The 16,499-nt window shown below is 66.1% G+C and carries 18 protein-coding genes and 1 riboswitch; of the genes, 11 read left to right on the top strand and 7 right to left on the bottom strand.

Going from position 1 to position 16,499, the window contains the following annotated elements:
* Nucleotides 1-6: 6 nt before the first annotated feature.
* From N3C64_RS11155 to N3C64_RS11140, 4 genes are all read left to right on the top strand, one after another.
* A complete protein-coding gene (locus N3C64_RS11155; protein ID WP_260014427.1) occupies nt 7-1,047 on the top strand; it encodes a glycosyltransferase family 4 protein in 1,041 nt (346 codons plus the stop codon).
* Complete coding sequence (locus N3C64_RS11150) at nt 1,044-1,664, top strand: glycosyltransferase family 29 protein (RefSeq protein ID WP_260014425.1); 621 nt, start codon at nt 1,044-1,046, stop codon at nt 1,662-1,664. Before N3C64_RS11155 ends, N3C64_RS11150 begins: the two co-directional genes overlap by 4 nt.
* A 66-nt stretch (nt 1,665-1,730) precedes the next feature.
* Complete coding sequence (locus tag N3C64_RS11145) at nt 1,731-2,753, top strand: aspartate-semialdehyde dehydrogenase (protein WP_218630572.1); 1,023 nt, start codon at nt 1,731-1,733, stop codon at nt 2,751-2,753.
* A 108-nt stretch (nt 2,754-2,861) separates the two neighbouring features.
* Nucleotides 2,862-4,457, top strand: a complete 1,596-nt coding sequence (locus N3C64_RS11140) for a DUF4139 domain-containing protein (protein WP_260014424.1) — start codon at nt 2,862-2,864, stop codon at nt 4,455-4,457.
* Between the two features lie 36 nt (nt 4,458-4,493).
* On the opposite strand, the gene N3C64_RS11135 is transcribed toward N3C64_RS11140, so the two are convergent.
* Nucleotides 4,494-5,144 (bottom strand): carbonic anhydrase, encoded by a 651-nt coding sequence (locus N3C64_RS11135; RefSeq protein ID WP_260014423.1) that lies wholly within the window; start codon nt 5,142-5,144, stop codon nt 4,494-4,496.
* Nucleotides 5,145-5,428: 284 nt separating this feature from the next.
* Here N3C64_RS11135 and N3C64_RS11130 point away from each other — a divergent pair, with 284 nt between their 5' ends.
* Both N3C64_RS11130 and N3C64_RS11125 read left to right on the top strand, forming a co-directional pair.
* The gene (locus N3C64_RS11130) at nt 5,429-6,835 is read left to right on the top strand and encodes a leucyl aminopeptidase family protein (RefSeq protein WP_260014422.1); all 1,407 of its coding nucleotides are present in this window, start codon (nt 5,429-5,431) and stop codon (nt 6,833-6,835) included.
* Nucleotides 6,832-7,659, top strand: coding sequence for a C40 family peptidase (locus N3C64_RS11125; protein ID WP_260014421.1), 828 nt, complete (start codon nt 6,832-6,834; stop codon nt 7,657-7,659). Before N3C64_RS11130 ends, N3C64_RS11125 begins: the two co-directional genes overlap by 4 nt.
* Here N3C64_RS11125 and N3C64_RS11120 read toward each other — a convergent pair.
* Complete coding sequence (locus N3C64_RS11120) at nt 7,656-8,003, bottom strand: DUF2794 domain-containing protein (protein ID WP_218630568.1); 348 nt, start codon at nt 8,001-8,003, stop codon at nt 7,656-7,658. The two genes, N3C64_RS11125 and N3C64_RS11120, sit on opposite strands and share 4 nt — an antisense overlap.
* Before the next feature lie 291 nt (nt 8,004-8,294).
* Here N3C64_RS11120 and N3C64_RS11115 point away from each other — a divergent pair, with 291 nt between their 5' ends.
* Nucleotides 8,295-8,729 (top strand): c-type cytochrome, encoded by a 435-nt coding sequence (locus tag N3C64_RS11115; RefSeq protein ID WP_218630567.1) that lies wholly within the window; start codon nt 8,295-8,297, stop codon nt 8,727-8,729.
* 6 nt (nt 8,730-8,735) lie between these two features.
* On the opposite strand, the gene N3C64_RS11110 is transcribed toward N3C64_RS11115, so the two are convergent.
* Together N3C64_RS11110 and N3C64_RS11105 are read right to left on the bottom strand one after the other, a co-directional pair.
* Nucleotides 8,736-8,996, bottom strand: coding sequence for an I78 family peptidase inhibitor (locus N3C64_RS11110; RefSeq protein ID WP_218630566.1), 261 nt, complete (start codon nt 8,994-8,996; stop codon nt 8,736-8,738).
* Between the two features lie 3 nt (nt 8,997-8,999).
* Nucleotides 9,000-9,338, bottom strand: a complete 339-nt coding sequence (locus N3C64_RS11105; RefSeq protein WP_218630565.1) for a hypothetical protein — start codon at nt 9,336-9,338, stop codon at nt 9,000-9,002.
* A 73-nt stretch (nt 9,339-9,411) separates the two neighbouring features.
* Between N3C64_RS11105 and N3C64_RS11100 the strand changes: the two genes are divergently transcribed.
* Nucleotides 9,412-10,542 carry an S-(hydroxymethyl)glutathione dehydrogenase/class III alcohol dehydrogenase gene (locus tag N3C64_RS11100; RefSeq protein ID WP_218630564.1) on the top strand — a complete coding sequence of 377 codons (1,131 nt, stop codon included), beginning with the start codon at nt 9,412-9,414 and terminating at the stop codon, nt 10,540-10,542.
* A gap of 60 nt (nt 10,543-10,602) precedes the next feature.
* Here N3C64_RS11100 and N3C64_RS11095 read toward each other — a convergent pair whose 3' ends face one another.
* Genes N3C64_RS11095 through thiB form a run of 3 tightly spaced genes read right to left on the bottom strand, consistent with a single transcriptional unit; the run spans nt 10,603 to nt 13,788 of the window.
* A complete protein-coding gene (locus N3C64_RS11095; protein ID WP_260014419.1) occupies nt 10,603-11,298 on the bottom strand; it encodes a thiamine ABC transporter ATP-binding protein in 696 nt (231 codons plus the stop codon).
* Complete coding sequence (locus N3C64_RS11090; RefSeq protein WP_260014417.1) at nt 11,282-12,826, bottom strand: thiamine/thiamine pyrophosphate ABC transporter permease ThiP; 1,545 nt, start codon at nt 12,824-12,826, stop codon at nt 11,282-11,284. Before N3C64_RS11090 ends, N3C64_RS11095 begins: the two co-directional genes overlap by 17 nt.
* Nucleotides 12,802-13,788, bottom strand: a complete 987-nt coding sequence (gene thiB, locus N3C64_RS11085) for a thiamine ABC transporter substrate binding subunit (protein WP_260014415.1) — start codon at nt 13,786-13,788, stop codon at nt 12,802-12,804. The genes N3C64_RS11090 and thiB overlap by 25 nt, the downstream gene beginning before the upstream one ends.
* Nucleotides 13,789-13,824: 36 nt before the next feature.
* Nucleotides 13,825-13,935, bottom strand: a riboswitch (TPP riboswitch).
* Nucleotides 13,936-14,023: 88 nt separating this feature from the next.
* On the opposite strand from thiB, the gene aroC reads away from it, so the two are divergent.
* The 3 genes from aroC (at nt 14,024) to N3C64_RS11070 (ending at nt 16,494) form a co-directional block, all read left to right on the top strand.
* A complete protein-coding gene (gene aroC / locus N3C64_RS11080) occupies nt 14,024-15,124 on the top strand; it encodes a chorismate synthase (protein WP_218630560.1) in 1,101 nt (366 codons plus the stop codon).
* Nucleotides 15,125-15,184: 60 nt separating this feature from the next.
* Nucleotides 15,185-15,790: a glutathione S-transferase family protein gene (locus N3C64_RS11075; protein WP_236021185.1), complete on the top strand. Its 606-nt coding sequence runs from the start codon at nt 15,185-15,187 to the stop codon at nt 15,788-15,790.
* 74 nt (nt 15,791-15,864) lie between these two features.
* A complete protein-coding gene (locus N3C64_RS11070) occupies nt 15,865-16,494 on the top strand; it encodes a TetR/AcrR family transcriptional regulator (RefSeq protein WP_218630559.1) in 630 nt (209 codons plus the stop codon).
* Nucleotides 16,495-16,499 lie beyond the last annotated feature (5 nt).

Below are 16,499 nucleotides of genomic sequence, written 5' to 3'. Positions count from 1 at the left end.
GCCGCCATGCAGATACCCAAGCCCGATCAGATCGACGTCATCGCCCCGAACCTCAGGCACCGCCTGTCGGGGGTTACGACGACGGTGCTGCGCCTTGTGCCGGTGCAGGCGCGCGATATCGGGATCGTGGCGACTGGGCCGGGCTTGCCGCCCGAGGTGCCGCATATCCCGCTCTGGCGGGTGCCTTTCCTGCCGCGCCGCCTGCGCGTCTGGCACGCACGGCGCAATACCGAGATGGTTCTGGGCCTGATGCTGCGCGCGATCGGCCTGCGCTACAAGCTGCTCTTCACCTCCGCCGCGCAACGCGACCACTCGGGCTTCACCAAGGGCCTGATCCGGCGCATGGATCGGCTGGTGGCGACCTCGCCGCAGGCGGCCTCGTATCTGAAACGCGAAGCTGAGATGATCATGCACGGCATCGACACCGAGGTGTTTCGGCCGGCCTCCGACCGAGACGCCCTGCGCACGGCGCTTGGGCTGCCACAGGGGCTGGTGATCGGCTGCTTCGGGCGTATCCGGCATCAGAAGGGGCAGGATCTGCTTGTCGAGGCCGCGCTGGAACTGCTGCCCTCCCGCCCCGATGCGCATATCGTCTTCACCGGCCGAGCTACGGCCGAGCACGAGGCCTATCAGCGGGACCTTGAAGAGCGCCTTGCGGCGGCGGGCCTGTCCGACCGCGTGCGCTTCCTGGGCGAGCGGCCCTGGGAAGAGGTTGTGCAGCTTTACCAGGCCATCGATCTGTTCGTTGCCCCCGCGCGGTGGGAGGGTTTTGGTCTGACCCCGATCGAGGCGATGGCCTGCGGCACGCCTGCGCTGGCCTGCCATGGCGTTGGCGCGTTCGATGCGCAGATCCTGCCGGGCGAGACCGGGATGCTTTGCGCGCCCGACGATGCCAAGGCACTGACCGAGGCCCTGCGCATCCTGATCGACGACCGCGAAGCATTGGCGACCATGCGCGAAACCTGCCGCGCCCATGTACTGCGCGACTTCTCGATCGCGCGCGAAGCCGCCGCCCTCATCGCCATCTACCGCGAGATGCTGGCGTGAGCCGGCTGGCGTTCCTGCTGGCGCGCACCCTGCGCCGGGAGGCCCCTCTGGCAACGCTTTCCGTCGCGCAGTCGGACCTTCTGGCCACGCTGGCGGGCAAGCGTGTCGCGCTGATCGGCAATGCCCGCGCCTTGGCCGAGACCGACTGCGGCGCCGAGATCGACGGTGCCGATCTGGTCATCCGCATCAACCGCGCGCCGATGCCATCCCCGCGCAGCCATGGCACGCGGACTGACTGGCTGGCGCTGGCCACGCGCCTCAGTGCCGCTGACCGGGCCCGGATCGGCCCTGCCCGCTATCTGTGGATGAGCCCCAAGCGTAAGCGGCTGGACTGGTCAACTGCCACAAGCCCCGGTTTCTACCTGCATCCGCTGGCCGATTACGCGCGGCTGCACGCAGCCCTTGGCGCCCCGCCCACGACCGGCGCGATGATGATCGACCTGATCGCGCGCAGCGCCATGTCCTCGCTCACGCTTTACGGCTTCGACTTCTTCGCCTCGCTCTCGCTTTCGGGGCGGCGCACGGCCGAGCAGGTGCCGCATGACTTCACCTCCGAGGCCGATTGGGCGGCCGATTTGGTGGCGCGGGATTCCCGCATCACATTGCGTAAATCGTAACGAATCCCTTTCCAAATCGCGCAATGTTCGCTAAGCGGCCTCGTTCTTTTGAGCAAGGAGGTCCTGATGGGCTATAAAGTCGTCGTCGCCGGCGCCACGGGGAACGTGGGCCGCGAAATGCTGAACATCCTGGCCGAGCGCCAGTTTCCTGCCGATGAGGTTGTTGCTCTGGCTTCGCGCCGGAGCCTTGGCACTGAGGTCAGCTTTGGCGATAAAACCCTGAAGACTAAGGATATCGAGGGCTTCGACTTCTCGGGCTACGATATCGCTCTCTTTGCTATTGGCTCGGAGGCGACGAAGAAATACGCCCCCATCGCCGCGTCGCAGGGCTGCATCGTCATCGATAACTCGTCGCTCTACCGCTACGACCCGGAGATCCCGCTGGTCGTGCCGGAGGTGAACCCCGAGGCTGTCGAGCAATACGGCAAGAAAAACATCATCGCGAACCCGAACTGCTCGACCGCGCAGCTGGTGGTGGCTCTCAAGCCGCTGCATGACCGCGCGCGCATCAAGCGCGTCGTCGTCTCGACCTACCAGTCGGTGTCGGGCGCGGGCAAGGATGGTATGGACGAGCTGTGGGAGCAGACCAAGGCTGTCTACAACCCGACCGCCGAGGTGCCGCCGAAGAAGTTCACCAAGGAGATCGCCTTCAACGTGATCCCGCATATCGACGTCTTCCTCGACGACGGTTCCACCAAGGAAGAGTGGAAGATGACCGCCGAGACCAAGAAGATCCTTGATCCGAAGATCAAGCTGACCGCGACCTGCGTGCGCGTGCCGGTTTTCGTGGGCCACTCGGAAGCGGTGAACATCGAGTTCGAAGAGTTCCTCGACGAAGACGAGGCCCGTGACATCCTGCGCGAGGCGCCGGGCATCATGGTCGTCGATAAGCGCGAAGCGGGCGGCTACATCTCGCCCAAGGAATGCGTGGGCGACTACGCGACCTTCATCTCGCGCATCCGTCAGGACTCGACCATCGAGAACGGCATCAACCTGTGGTGCGTGTCGGACAACCTGCGCAAGGGCGCCGCACTGAACGCCGTGCAGATCGCCGAGACGCTTGGCAACCGCTGCCTCAAGAAGGGCTGATCGCGCCGCGATCTGCTGACCCAAACGTGAGGGCGCCTTGATCGGCGCCCTCTTGCTTTTGTGCTGCCCCCCGGTGACCCTGCGCGCAGGTATTCCGGGAGGCCCCGCATGAAATTTTCGCTCACCACCGTTTTGTTGCTGGCCGCCGCGCCCTCGGCGCTTCTGGCGGCTCCGGTCGAACACCCCGCCCAGATCAACGCCGTGACCCTCTTCCCCTGGGGCGCGCAGGTCAGCCGCAGCGTGACCGTGGCCGAGGGTGAATCCGAGGTGCTTGTGCCGAACCTGCCCGATGGCACCGATATCGCCTCGCTGCGCGTCAGTGGCGAGGGCGTGCGGATCGGCGCTGTCACCCTGATCGACGAGCGTCAACCGGCAAGCGACGCGATCACCTCGCCCGAGATTGAGGCCGCGCGCGCCGAGGTTGAGCGGCTGGAGGCTGCGCTGGCCGCAGGCGAGGACGCCGTCGCCGCGATCCGGGCTCAGGCGCAGGCCGCGCAGGCGCGGGTCGCGTTCCTCAACAGGCTCGATACGGCCAATACCCCGCCCGATCAGGTCGCCGCCCTTGCCGCGACCGTGGCCGAGGGGGTGCTGGAGGCCTCGCGTCAGGCGCTGGCCGCCGAGGCCGAAGCGCGCGCGGCCGATCTGGCCCTGCGCCCCGATCGCGAGGCGCTTGAGCAAGCCCGCAAGGCGCTGGCCGCACTGGAACACCCCGCGCGCGACAGCGATGCCGTGCTGATGCAGGTCAGCGGGGTGGGAACGGTGACCATTACCACCTTCGTTTCCGATGCCGGCTGGCAGCCCGCCTATGATGTGCGTCTGGATCGTGCGCAGGGCGTGCTTTCGCTCGATCGCCTCGTTTCGGTGCGCCAGGCCAGCGGCGAGGATTGGAACGGTGTCTCCCTGACCCTTTCGACGGAGCGCCCGTCCGAACGCAGCGCGCCCTCGGAGTTGTGGCCCGAGTTCCTGCGTTTTGGCCCGCCCGAGGAGCCGCGACAGCTTGCCAAGGTCGAGCGTGGCTATGCGATGGAGGCCGCACCCATGGCCGCAGCCGATGAGAGCCTGGTTGGTGCAGGCGCGCTTGAGATGGTCGGCGAGACGGTCACCTATCGCTATGACAGTGCGGTCGATATCCGCGATGGCGTCGAGGATCTGCGCCTGCAACTGGACCGGCTGGAATTGCCCGCCGAGGTGTTGGCCGAGGCGGTGCCGATGCTCGACTCCACCGCGTATCGCATCGCCGAGGCGCGCAATGAAGGCGGGCAGGTTCTGCTGCCCGGTCCGGCAACGCTTTGGCTCGATGGCGCGGTCATCGGCGCCACTCACCTGCCGCTGGTGGCGGCGGGGGCCGAGCTGCGCCTTGGCTTCGGGGCCATCGACGGGATGCAGCTACGCCACATCGTCGAGCAAGCGCAGGAGGGCGACCGCGGTGTGATCTCGAAATCCAACGAGCGCAACGAGACCGTGCGCATCGAGGTCGAAAATCTGACCGGCGAGACCTGGCCGGTGCGCCTGATCGACCGCGTGCCCTATGGCGAGCAGGAAGACCTTGAGATCAGCTACAGCGCTACGCCGAAAGCCACCGAGGAGAATTACGACGACAAGCGCGGCCTGCTGGCCTGGCGCTTCGATCTGGAGGCCGGAGCCAAGCAGACGGTCGATCTGGAGACCACGATCCGCTGGCCTGCGGGTCAGGTGCTGCGCTGAAATGAAACGGCCCCGCGCTGGCGGGGCCGTCAATCTTCAGAGCGCCTCGAAGATGCCTTCTTCGGGCAGGAACTGGCTCAGCCCGCCTTCGCCGATGTCGTGCCACAGCCCGTGCAGGGTCATGTCGCCAGCCTCAAGCGCGGCCTGCACGAAGGGGAAGGTCATCAGGTTCTCGAGGCTGATGACGACCGCCTGTTTCTCAAGCGCATTGACCTGCTCGGCCTCGGGCAGATCCTTGACGCGCTCAAACCCCGGGCGCAGCAGGTTCAGCCAAGCGCCCACGAACGAGGTCTTCTCCTCAAGCTCGGGGGCCTTGCCAGTGCACATCGCATGACAACCCGCAACGCCGCCGCATTGCGAATGGCCCAGAACGATCAGATGCGAAACCTTGAGCGCGCGCACGGCATATTCGACCGCCGCCGAGGTGCCGTGGTGATCACCGTCCGGGTTATAGGGCGGCACGAGGTTGGCGATGTTGCGATGCAGGAAGAACTCGCCCGAGTCCGCGCCGAAAATCGAGGTCACGTGGACACGCGAGTCGCAGCACGAGATCACCATGGCGCGGGGATGTTGCCCGTCTTCGGCAAGACGGCGATACCAGGAGCGATTTTCATTGTAGGTGGTGGCCTTCCACCCTTGAAAACGCTGAACGAGGTAGTTGGGCAGTGGCCGCACGTGTTCCTTCATTTTCGTCCCTTTCCGATGGCTGCAGATACATAGGGGCGGGGATTTTGATTTTCGAGAGGATTCTTGTGCTGTTCAACAGAATTTTTTGGCGCGGGCGCGGTGTAACTTGAGGCGTCGCCCTGGGTCTGTGGGGTCGAGAAAGCGGCATATGGCGGCTGGATCGGCAGCGCCGCTTGTGCGCCCGGCTGGGGCATTCGCCCGGCGGGGCGGGCACGGGCTAGGGCCTTGCGGATGGCGGCGTCCGCGCTAGGGTGGCCCAAAGGCCGCCTTATCCGGAGACCCCGATGACCGCCCTGCCGTTCTTGCCCGACCGTCCCGAGATGCGCTTTGCCCCGACAAATGCGGCCAGCCTGCCGCTTTGGCTGTGCGAGGCAGAGGCCCGACCCGAGGCGCTGACACCCGCGCAAAGCGCATGGGCGGCCGCGCAGGGCTTTACCGGGGCCTTGGGGCAGCTCTGCCTGTTGCCAGCCGAAGGTGGCGCGGTTGCAGGGGCGCTGTTCGGTATCGGTAGCGCCGCAAAGCGCGCGCGCGGGCGGTTCGCTGTAGCCGAGGCGGCAAGCGCCCTGCCCGAGGGCAATTGGCGGATCGAGGGGCTGTCCTCCGACGCAGAGGCCGAGGAAGCGGCGCTTGGCTGGTTGCTGGAAGGCTATCGCTATCGGCGCTACGCGGCAGGGTCGACCCCGAAGGCGCGGCTGGTCTGCCCCGAGGGCGTGGATGCCGCCCGGCTGGAGATCATCGCCGAGGGAGAGGCGCTGACCCGCGATCTGATCAACACCCCCGCCAATGACCTCGGCCCGGTCGAGCTTGAGGGCGCCGCGCGGGCACTGGCCGCGCGTCATGGTGCGCATGTGCATACGGTCGAGGGCGAGGCGCTTCTGGCGCAGGGCTTTCCGCTGATCCATGCGGTCGGGCGCGCCAGCACCCGCGCGCCGCGGCTGATCGACCTGCGGTGGGGCGAGAGCGGACCAGAACTGACGCTGGTGGGCAAGGGCGTGTGCTTTGACACCGGCGGGCTCGACCTCAAGCCCGCCGCCTCAATGGGCCTGATGAAGAAGGATATGGGCGGGGCGGCCACAGTGTTGGGCCTTGCGCATATGATCATGGGACATGGCCTGCCGCTGCGGTTGCGTGTGCTGATCCCGGCGGTGGAGAACGCGGTGGCCGGCGATGCCTTCCGCCCGCAGGACATCTACACCTCGCGCAAGGGATTGACCGTCGAGATCAACAACACCGACGCCGAGGGGCGGCTTGTGCTGGCCGATGCGCTGGCCCATGCCGATGAGGAGGCGCCCGACCTGATCTTGTGCATGGCGACGCTGACCGGGGCCGCGCGGGTCGCGCTTGGCCCCGATGTGCCGCCTTTCTACACCGATGACGACAATCTCGCCGGGGCGCTGGCGCGCGCTTCCGCTCAGGTCGCCGATCCGCTCTGGCGGATGCCGTTCTGGGCGCCCTATGAGGCAATGATCGAGCCGGGCATCGCCGATCTGGACAATGCGCCCTCGGGCGGGATGGCCGGGTCGATCACAGCAGCCCTGTTCCTGCGCCGCTTCGTGACCGAGACCGAGCGTTTCGTGCATTTCGACATCTACGGCTGGCAACCTGCCGCAAAGCCCGGGCGGCCAAAGGGCGGCGTGGGGCAGGGCGCGCGCGCGATTCTGGCCGCGCTGCCCGAGGTGCTGGAGCTATGAGCGACCGCCGCCTGACCCCGTTTTCCGGCCGTGTCGCGCTCGAATCCCTGCGCGGGCAGGTCGAGGCTGCCGCCTTCACCAAGGGCGATGCCGCACGGCTGGCTTGTCCGGTGGCCGATCTGCTCGCCAGCCCCGAGGGGCTGCGTGACCGCCAACTGCTGTTCGGCGCCGATCTGGTGGTGATTGACCGGCAGGGCGCGCATGTCTTCGTGCAATCGGTTGCCGATGGCTATTGCGGCTGGGTGGCGGCTGATTGCCTGGCCGCGCCGCAGCTCGCTACGCATCGGGTGATCGCGCCCGCAACCCATGTCTATCGCGAGGCCTCGATCAAGCGCGGCGAGGCGATGCGCCTGTCACTGGGTGCGCGCGTGGCCGTTCTGGCGCAGGAGGGCGGCTTTGCCCGCACACCCGAAGGGTTCATTCCGCTCCAGCACCTGCGCGCGTTGGACGATCCGCCCGCCGATCCCGTTACGCTTGCCGAGAGCCTGCTTGGAACGCCCTACCTATGGGGCGGGAATTCGCGCGACGGCATCGATTGCTCGGGCCTTGTGCAGGTGGCGCTCCATGCCTGCAACCGCCCCTGTGCAGCAGATTCCGATCTGCAGCGGGCCGAGTTCGGTGCCTTCCTTTCGCCCGGCACCCCGCTGCTGCGCGGCGATCTGTTCTTCTGGCGCGGCCATGTCGCCATCGCGGTCTCGCCCGAGCGGCTGATCCATGCCAATGGCCATACGATGAGCGTCGCCTATGAAGAGATCGGCGCGTGTCTTGCACGGATCGAAGCCGCGGGCGAGGGGACGTTCTACGGGATCAAGCGCCCCGCCTAGTCGATCGGGCGGATCAGCTTGCGTTCCAGCACGCGCAGCACCGTCGGCAGATCTTGCCCGCGCTTGAGGATCTGCCCGTCCATGCCCACGACCGCATACATTCCCTGTTTGTTGCGCAGCGCGGGGCGCTTTTCGATACGGTAGATCGGATGCTCGGCCGCGCGGCGAAAGATCGAGAAGACCGCCATCTCGCGCAGGAAGCTCATGGCGTAGTCGCGCCATTCGCCTGCCGCCACCATGCGCCCATAGACTGACAGGATGGCCCCCAGTTCGGCCCGATCGAAGGCGACCTGCTCGGGGGCAGGGCGCGGGCCGGGGAACGGGGTCGGCGGCTGCATGGTCATGTCAGAATGGTGACACCGGGCCTGCGCCAAATCAACCCTCGCGCGCAGGGGGCGGTCGCTGGTCGCGAAATTGCCACGGAATCTTCGCGGTCTCGCCCGGGCGCGCACCCCAAAGCTGCCGTGTTTGCGGGCGAGATTGGGGATAGCGGAAATCGCTAAGTCCCCGGCAGGGCGGTCAACAGCCCCCACCGTTCGCCCTGCCGGGGCGCATCACAGGCATTTTTGCGCCCGACGATTGCCCTTGGCCGCGTTTCGCCCCATCCTGCGCCCATTGTTGCTACGGAGGCCCGCGTGAAACCGACCCGCCTGACGATTGCCCTGGGGCTGATGCTTGTTGCTGGCGTCGCCCTTGCCAAGGAAGATCCGACCAATCCGGCGGTGCTCAAGCGCGTGCAGGTCATGCGGGCGATGAAGGCGCAGGTGACGATCCTGGGCGATATGGCTGCGGGCAAGGTGCCCTATGACGCCGCGCTGGCCGAGGAAACCGCGGCGGCGTTTTCAACGACCGCCGACCTGATCCCCGTGGTGTTCGATGCCGAGGAGGACGACCCGGCCTCGGATGCGCTGCCCGACATCTGGTATTACCGGGGCGAGTTCAACCAGAAGGCCGACCGGCTTTACAAGGCTGCTATCGGCCTCGACTGGAAAAGCGCGCGCGGCCTTGCGGCCTCGATGAATGCGGTGAATGCGGCCTGCAAGGATTGCCACGGCCGCTTCAAGATGTAACCGCGCTCAGTTGCACTCGATCTTTTCGATCTTGCCGCCCGCGTCGATGTGGAAATTCAGCCGGTTCGGCTGGAAGTCCATGGTGACCATATCGCCGGGATGTATGACGCGCACGGGCACGGCGAAGGTCATGGTTTCCAGAACGGTCTCCGATTGCCCGATGAGCGCCTGATGATCGGCTGCGGTGCAGTCGGTCGGCGCCGGTTCCTCGGGCGAGCACGCCGCAAGGGCGGACACGAGCATCAGGCTTGAAACGATGTTACGCATGGCTCAACCACAATCGATGTTGAAAATGTTGCCCGCCGCATCCAGGCGGAAGACGATACGCTGCGGGTTGTATTCCTGGGGCTCAATGCCGCGCCATTCCACAACGTTGACCGGGCGCGTGATGCCGAGCGTCGGGATGATCGCGCCGGGCTGGCCGAGCGCCGAGATGTAATCGACTGCCTGGCAGGTGTCGGGCTCGCGCTGCTCAAGCCCGCCGGTCTGCGTGACGGCGGGGGTCATATAGGGCGCCGGCATGACCGGCGGGGCCTCTTCGATCGGTTCGGACTGGCAGGCCGCCAGCGTCAGCGCCGCGACCGTCATGACGGTAATTCTGAGCATCATGTCGTACCTATTCTTGCGTTTGCCTGGGCAATACCACAGGCTTTGTCAAAATCTATACTAGGAGGAATTGCCGATGAGAACCCGTGCCGCCGTTGCCGTTGCCCCCGGGAAACCGCTTGAAATCATGGAAGTGAACCTTGAAGGACCGAAGGCCGGCGAGGTTTTGGTGGAAATTAAGGCCACTGGCATTTGCCATACTGACGAATTCACATTGTCGGGAGCCGATCCGGAAGGCCTGTTTCCGGCGATTCTGGGCCATGAGGGCGCGGGAATCGTGCTGGAAGTCGGCGAGGGCGTGACCACGCTCAAGCCCGGCGATCATGTGATTCCCCTCTACACGCCCGAGTGCCGCCAGTGCCCGAGCTGTCTGAGCCAGAAGACGAACCTGTGTACCGCGATCCGCGCAACGCAGGGCCAAGGCCTGATGCCGGACGGCACGACGCGGTTTTCCATGCTCGATGGCACGCCGATCTATCACTACATGGGCTGCTCGACCTTCGCCAATCACACGGTGATGCCCGAGATCGCGCTGGCCAAGATCCGCGACGACGCGCCCTTTGACAAGGTCTGCTACATTGGTTGCGGCGTGACCACGGGTATCGGCGCGGTGATCAACACGGCCAAGGTCGAGATCGGTGCCAAGGCTGTGGTCTTCGGACTAGGTGGGATCGGGTTGAACGTGATCCAGGGCCTCAAGATGGCCGGGGCCGACATGATCATCGGCGTCGATCTGAATGACGGCAAGCGCGAGATGGCCGAGCATTTCGGCATGACCCATTTCGTGAACCCCTCGAAGATCGAAGGCTCGGTCGTGCAGCATATTGTCGATCTGACCAAGACCCCCTTCGATCAGATCGGCGGGGCGGATTACTCGTTCGACTGCACCGGCAATGTGAAAGTGATGCGCGATGCGCTGGAATGCACGCATCGCGGATGGGGCGTATCGGTCATCATCGGCGTCGCGCCTGCGGGGGCTGAGATCCAGACCCGTCCGTTCCAACTGGTGACGGGCCGGGTATGGAAGGGCACGGCCTTTGGCGGCGCACGCGGGCGGACCGATGTGCCGGGGATCGTCGATTGGTACATGAACGGCAAGATCGAGATCGACCCGATGATCACTCACACCATGCCGCTTGAGCGGATCAACGAGGCCTTCGATCTGATGCACAAGGGTGAATCGATCCGGGCGGTGGTGATTTACTGAGGCCAAGGCCGGGGGCTGTCTGCCCCCGGACCCCCGAAGGTATTTCGGCCAAGAAGAATCTCAGGGGCCGAGATAGGCCCTGAGGACCTCGGGTGGGTTATTCAGCAGGCTTTCGGTCGGTTGGGGCGGGAGGGCTGTGCCATCCGCCACGAGGATCGTGTCGGGGCAGATCGTGCGGGCGTCGTCGGGGTCGTGCGAGACCATGAGGACGGTCGTGCCCTGCTCGGCGGCGATTTCGGCCACGAGGGCGAGCATCTCGGCCTTGAGTGCCGGGCCGAGGGCGGCGAAAGGCTCATCGAGCAGCAGGAGCGGGCGCGCGCGCAGGAGTGCGCGGGCCAATGCGACGCGCGATTGCTGACCGCCCGAGAGGGATGCAGGTTTGCGGTTTTCCAACCCTTGCAGGCCGGTACGGGCGAGGGCCTCTGTGATCCGGGCATGGTCGGTGCGGCTGAGGCGCAGCTTTGGGTCGAGGCCGAGGCCGAGGTTTTGCGCGACGCTGAGGTGCGGGAACAGGTTCTGGTCCTGGAAGAGGATCGAGAGCGGGCGGCTGCCCGGGGGCATCTCGGTCAGCTCGGTGGCGTTCCACAGGATGCGCCCGGCGGTAGGCTGGATGAAGCCTGCGATGGTCGAGAAAAGCGTTGATTTGCCTGCCCCCGAGGGGCCCATCACCGCGACGCGCGCGCCGGTGGGCACGCTCAGGTCGGCGGTCAGCGAGAACTCGCCCTGTTCGATGCGCAGCTTATCGAGGGTCAGCATGGTGTCCGATCCGGTCGCAGGCCCAGAAGAGGGCAAAGGTGAGGGCCATGAGCAGGCAGGCGGCGGCGGCGGCCTGATCCATTCGATAGGCGCCCATCAGCTGAAAAAGCGCAAGGGGAAGGGTTTGTGTGCGGCCGTCTGAGAAGAGCGTGATCACCCCCAGATCGCCCATCGAGAATGCCGCCGCGATCCCCGCAGAGAACCCCAGTGGGCGGGCAAGGCGCGGTAGCGTCAGGTAGCGCAGGCGGGCAAATCCGCTTAGGCCAAGCGAGGCCGCCAGCCGGTCATAGTCGTTTTGCAGGGTGCGGACCTCGGGCAGCAGGATACGCACCGCGAAGGGCAGGCTGAGCGTTGCGTTGGCGATGAGGGTGACGGGTAGCGTCAGGCTTGTGGGGTTCACGAAGGGCCGCGCGATCAGGAAGAGGCCCGTGCCTACGACCAGAGCCGAGGCGGCCATGGGCAGCATCGCAGCGGTCTCGGCCCAACGGTGGCGGGGGGCCGCCAGCGCGAGCGGCAGGGCAAGCGCCAGCGTCAGTGCGGTCGATGCGCCGGCGAGGGTGAGAGAGATGCGCGTGGCGGCCCAGATCGAGGGCGGCAGATCGGTCAGCGCGGGCAGGCCGCGTGCCAGGATCGCGCCGATGGGCAGCAAGAGAAACGCCGTTGCCGCCGAGATCGCCAGCCCGTCCTGCATCCGCAGGAGCGCGCCTTGCCCAAGTGGTGTGGCCAGCGGGCGGTCAAGGCCCGCGCCGAAGCTCTCGCCCCGGGTGATCCAAGCGGTAAGGGCTAGCGCCGCGACGCAGATCGCCACTTGCATCAGCGCCAGCGAGGCCGCGCGTCCAAGGTCGAAATCGAAGCGGAAGGCCTGATAGATCGCGACTTCGACCGTGGTGGCGCCGGGGCCGCCGCCCAGAATCAGCGCAACGGCAAATGACGTCAGGCAGACGAGGAAGATCGCAAGGTAAGCGCCGGGCAGCACGCTGCGCAGCATCGGCCATTCGAGATGGCGCTGGATCTCGGGCGGGCCAAAGTCGAGCGAGGCGGCAAGACGCAACCGCTCGGACGGGATCGCCTGCCAGCCATGCAGCACCATGCGCGTGGCCAAGGGTAGGTTGAAGAAGACATGGGCAAGGATGACCCCATGCGCGCCGTAAATCGAGAACTCGGGCAGGCCGAGCCCGCCAAGTGCGGCGTTGACCATGCCGCGCCGCCCGAAAATTGCGATCAGCCCGATCACCGCGACCACGGTTGGCAGGATGAAGGGCGCGCCGAGCAGCGAGATCAGCAACCCGCGCCCGGTGAAGCGGCGCCGAAACAGCGCGCGGGCCACGGGCAGGGCCAAGAGGCATGAAAGCGCGGCTGAAACCGCCGCCTGCCAGAGCGTGAACCACAGCGCCGAGAGATCCCCCCCGCGCAAGCCGCCAAAACCCCCGGCGCGGATCGTCACCGCGCCGAGGGGAACCAGCACCAGCGCCGCGACCAGCGTGGCGGCCAGTGCGGGCCAGATCAGTGCGCGAGCGCCGCTTCCCATTCCGCCAGTGCCGGGACACGCAGGGCCTCGGCCTCATCCTCGGGATAGAAGAAGGTCTTTTTCGGGCGCGGCAGGGCGGCGAAGCCCTCGGGCAGGAAGCCCTCTTTGATGACGGCCGGATAGGACCAGTTCGCGGTGGCGATCATGCCCTGGAATGCATCTGACAGGATGTAATACATGAAGGATTGCGCCAGCTCGGGGGTGTCGGTCGTCTTTATCTGCGCGGCGACCTCGGTCATGAAGTAATGCCCCTCTGGGAAGATCGCGGCGACCTTGGTGTCATCCTCTTCAGCGATGATGTGATAGGCGGGCGAGGTGGTGAAGCTGAGCACCATATCGGCCTCGCCATCGGTGAAGAGGCCATAGGCCTCGGACCAGCCGGGTGTGACGGTCAGGATCTTGGGGGCAAGCTTGGCCCAAGCCTCACCGGCCTGATCGCCATAGACCGACTTGACCCAGAGCAGAAGCGCCAGACCCGAGATCGAGCTGCGCGGATCCTGAATGGCAATCTTGTAGGCATCGTCCGGGGCATCCAGCAGCTCCTGGAAGGAGGCGGGAGGGTTGGCGAGCTTGGTCTTGTCGTAGATGAAGGCCGTCTCGCTCCAGTTGAAGGGCAGGAAGGTGTCGTCATCCCACGCGATCGGCAGGGTCAGGGCCGAGGTGTCTTCGTTATGCGGCGCAAAGAGGCCGGTCGCACGGGCGCGCGCCAGAACGTCGGTGTTCAGCCCGATCACTACATCGGCCTCGGTCTTGTCGCCTTCGAGCAGAACGCGCGGCAGCACGTCGCCCGCCACGAATTGCAGATCGCAGGCGCAGACCTCTTCAAAGCCCTTCTCGATGGCAGGCCCCGGCCCCCATTCGCTGGTGAAATACTCGGGCGCATAGACAGTGAGCACGGGCTTTTCGTCGGCCAGCGCCGGGCTGGCAGCCAAAAGACCCGCAAGCATCAGAGTTTTCTTCATCTCGTCCTCCAAAGCCGACGGGCGGAGTCGGGGCCGGGACGAGCCGGAAACCTTCCCTCCGCCGGTCTTAACCGGTTCAGGTTCAACGGGTTCGCATAGCGCATCTCAGCTTGGGCAAAACCGCCCACAGCACCCCGAGGTAGCGCGCAACATAGGGCAAAGCGCGCTTCCCGCAAGGGAAATCGCTTGAGTGTGGCCCGCCGCGCCTTTATCCGAGGGCCAAAGGAGAGCCGCCATGAGCTTCAACACCTTCGGTCACCTGTTCCGCGTCACCACCTGGGGCGAAAGCCACGGGCCCGCCCTTGGGGCCACGGTAGATGGCTGCCCTCCCGGCATCGAGATTACGGAAGAGTTCATCCAGGTCTTCCTCGACCGCCGCCGTCCGGGTCAGTCCAAGATGACCACGCAGCGGCAGGAACCCGATCAGGTGCGCATCCTCTCGGGCGTGTTCGAGGGCAAGAGCACCGGCACCCCGATTCAGCTGATGATCGAGAACACCGACCAGCGCAGCAAGGATTACGGCGAGATCGCGCGGCAGTTCCGCCCCGGCCATGCCGACATCACCTATCACCAGAAATACGGCATCCGTGACTATCGCGGTGGCGGGCGTTCCAGCGCGCGGGAAACCGCGGCGCGGGTGGCGGCCGGCGGTGTGGCGCAGGCGGTGCTCAGGGCGCTGGCGCCCGATCTGCGGATCACCGGCTATATGGTGCAGATGGGCGCCAAGCATATCGACCGCGCGCGCTTTGACCGCGACGAGATCCTGCGTAACCCGTTCTTCATCCCCGATGCTGCCGTGGTCGCCGAATGGGCAGACTATCTCGACGCGATCCGCAAGGGGCACAGCTCGGTCGGCGCGATGATCGAAGTGATGGCCGAGGGCTGCCCGCCCGGCCTCGGCGCGCCGATCTATGCCAAGATGGACAGCGACCTTGCTGCCGCCATGATGACGATCAACGCCGTGAAGGGTGTCGAGATCGGCGAGGGCATGGCTGCCGCCGCGCTGAGCGGCATCGAGAATGCCGACGAGATCGTCATGGGTCCGAACGGCCCCGAGTATCTGTCGAACCACGCAGGCGGCATCCTTGGCGGGATCACCACTGGCCAGCCCATCGTCGTGCGCTTCTCGGTTAAGCCGACCTCGTCGATCCTGACGCCGCGCCGTTCTATCAACACGGCGGGCGAAGAGGTTGAGGTGATCACCAAGGGCCGCCACGACCCCTGCGTGGGCATCCGCGCCGTGCCGGTGGCCGAGGCGATGATGGCCTGCGTGATCCTCGATCACCTGCTGCTGGATCGCGCCCAGACCGGTGGCGTGCGCGGCCGCATCGGCTGATCTCTCGCGGGCGGGCCGGTTCTGTGCGATGCTCTGCCGACCAGAGTCGGGAGGCAGATCATGATCCTTTATCACGCGCCGCGTAGTCGTTCGTCCACCATCGTTGCGCTGATCCATGAGCTTGGCGCCACGGACCGGGTCGAGATCCGCCCGGTTTCGATTCCGCGACAGGATGGCTCGGGCGGACGCGACCCGCTGAATCCGCACCCCGAGGGCAAGGTGCCCTATCTCGTCACCCCGACCGGCCCGGTGCGCGAACGCGGCGCCATCGTGCTGAGCCTGTGCGAGGCCTTCCCTGAGGCCAGCCTTGCCCCGGCCCCCGGCGAGGCGGGGCGGGGGGAGTTCCTCTCGTGGCTGTTCTACTACCAGGGCGTGATTGAACCCGTGCTGGTGGGGCAGGTGATGGAGGTCGATCATCCGGTTTTTCGCGCCACGTTCCGGGGCCCGGCCGAGATGGCCGACACGCTGCGCGCCGCGCTGGAGAAAGGCCCCTACCTGATGGGCGAGCGCTTCACCGCAGCCGATCTGCTGGTCTTCTCGCCCTTCGGCTGGTTTCCGCAGATCATGCCCGACGTGCCGGTCATCCGCGACTGGGTGGCGCGGGTCATGGCGCGCCCCTCGCTGCGCGCCGTCGCGGAATGGGATGAGCAGTTGATCGCAGGCTGATCGCCCGGCCTTGCCCCGGCTGAACTGCACGGTTTATGTTGGGCCGTCCGGCGCGTGGCCGGAACGGAGGACCCATGGCCGAGGCAGAGACCAAACCGAAGATCCGCAAGGGCCGCAAGTTCGCTCAGGTGCTGGACGGTGCACGCACGGTCTTTCTGCGCGATGGGTTCGAGGGGGCCTCGGTCGATGACATCGCGCGCGAAGCAGGCGTTTCGAAAGCCACGCTCTACAGCTATTTCCCCGACAAGCAGCTTCTGTTCATGGAAGTCGCCAAGACCGAATGCGCGCGGCAGGCCGATGAGGCCGTGGAACTGATCCACCGACAGGCCCCGGTGCGCGACGTGCTGCGCTTTGCCGCCGAGAAGATCATCGCCTTCATGTCCTCGGATTTCGGGCGCGGCATCTTCCGCATCTGTGTCGCCGAAAGCGACCGCTTCCCGCAGCTTGGGCATGAATTCTACCACTCCGGCCCGATCATGGTGCGCGAGCGGCTGGTGGACTACCTGCGCGAGGCGGCAAGCCGGGGCGAGCTGGTGATTGAGGATTTTGAGCTGGCCGCAGACCAGTTCGCCGAGTTGTGCAAGGCAGACATCCACGCGCGGCTGATCTTCGGCGTCGATAGCTGCTGTGCGCCGCGCGACGTAAAGCGCACTATCGACGGAGCCATCGAGATGTTCATGGCCCGCTACGGGGCTGCGCGCTGAGCGCA

This window comes from Sedimentimonas flavescens (assembly GCF_025154035.1).
Lineage (GTDB): Bacteria > Pseudomonadota > Alphaproteobacteria > Rhodobacterales > Rhodobacteraceae > Rhodobacter > Rhodobacter flavescens.
Note: the sequence above shows the minus strand (reverse complement) of the source record. Positions and strands in the feature narration are given on the sequence as shown.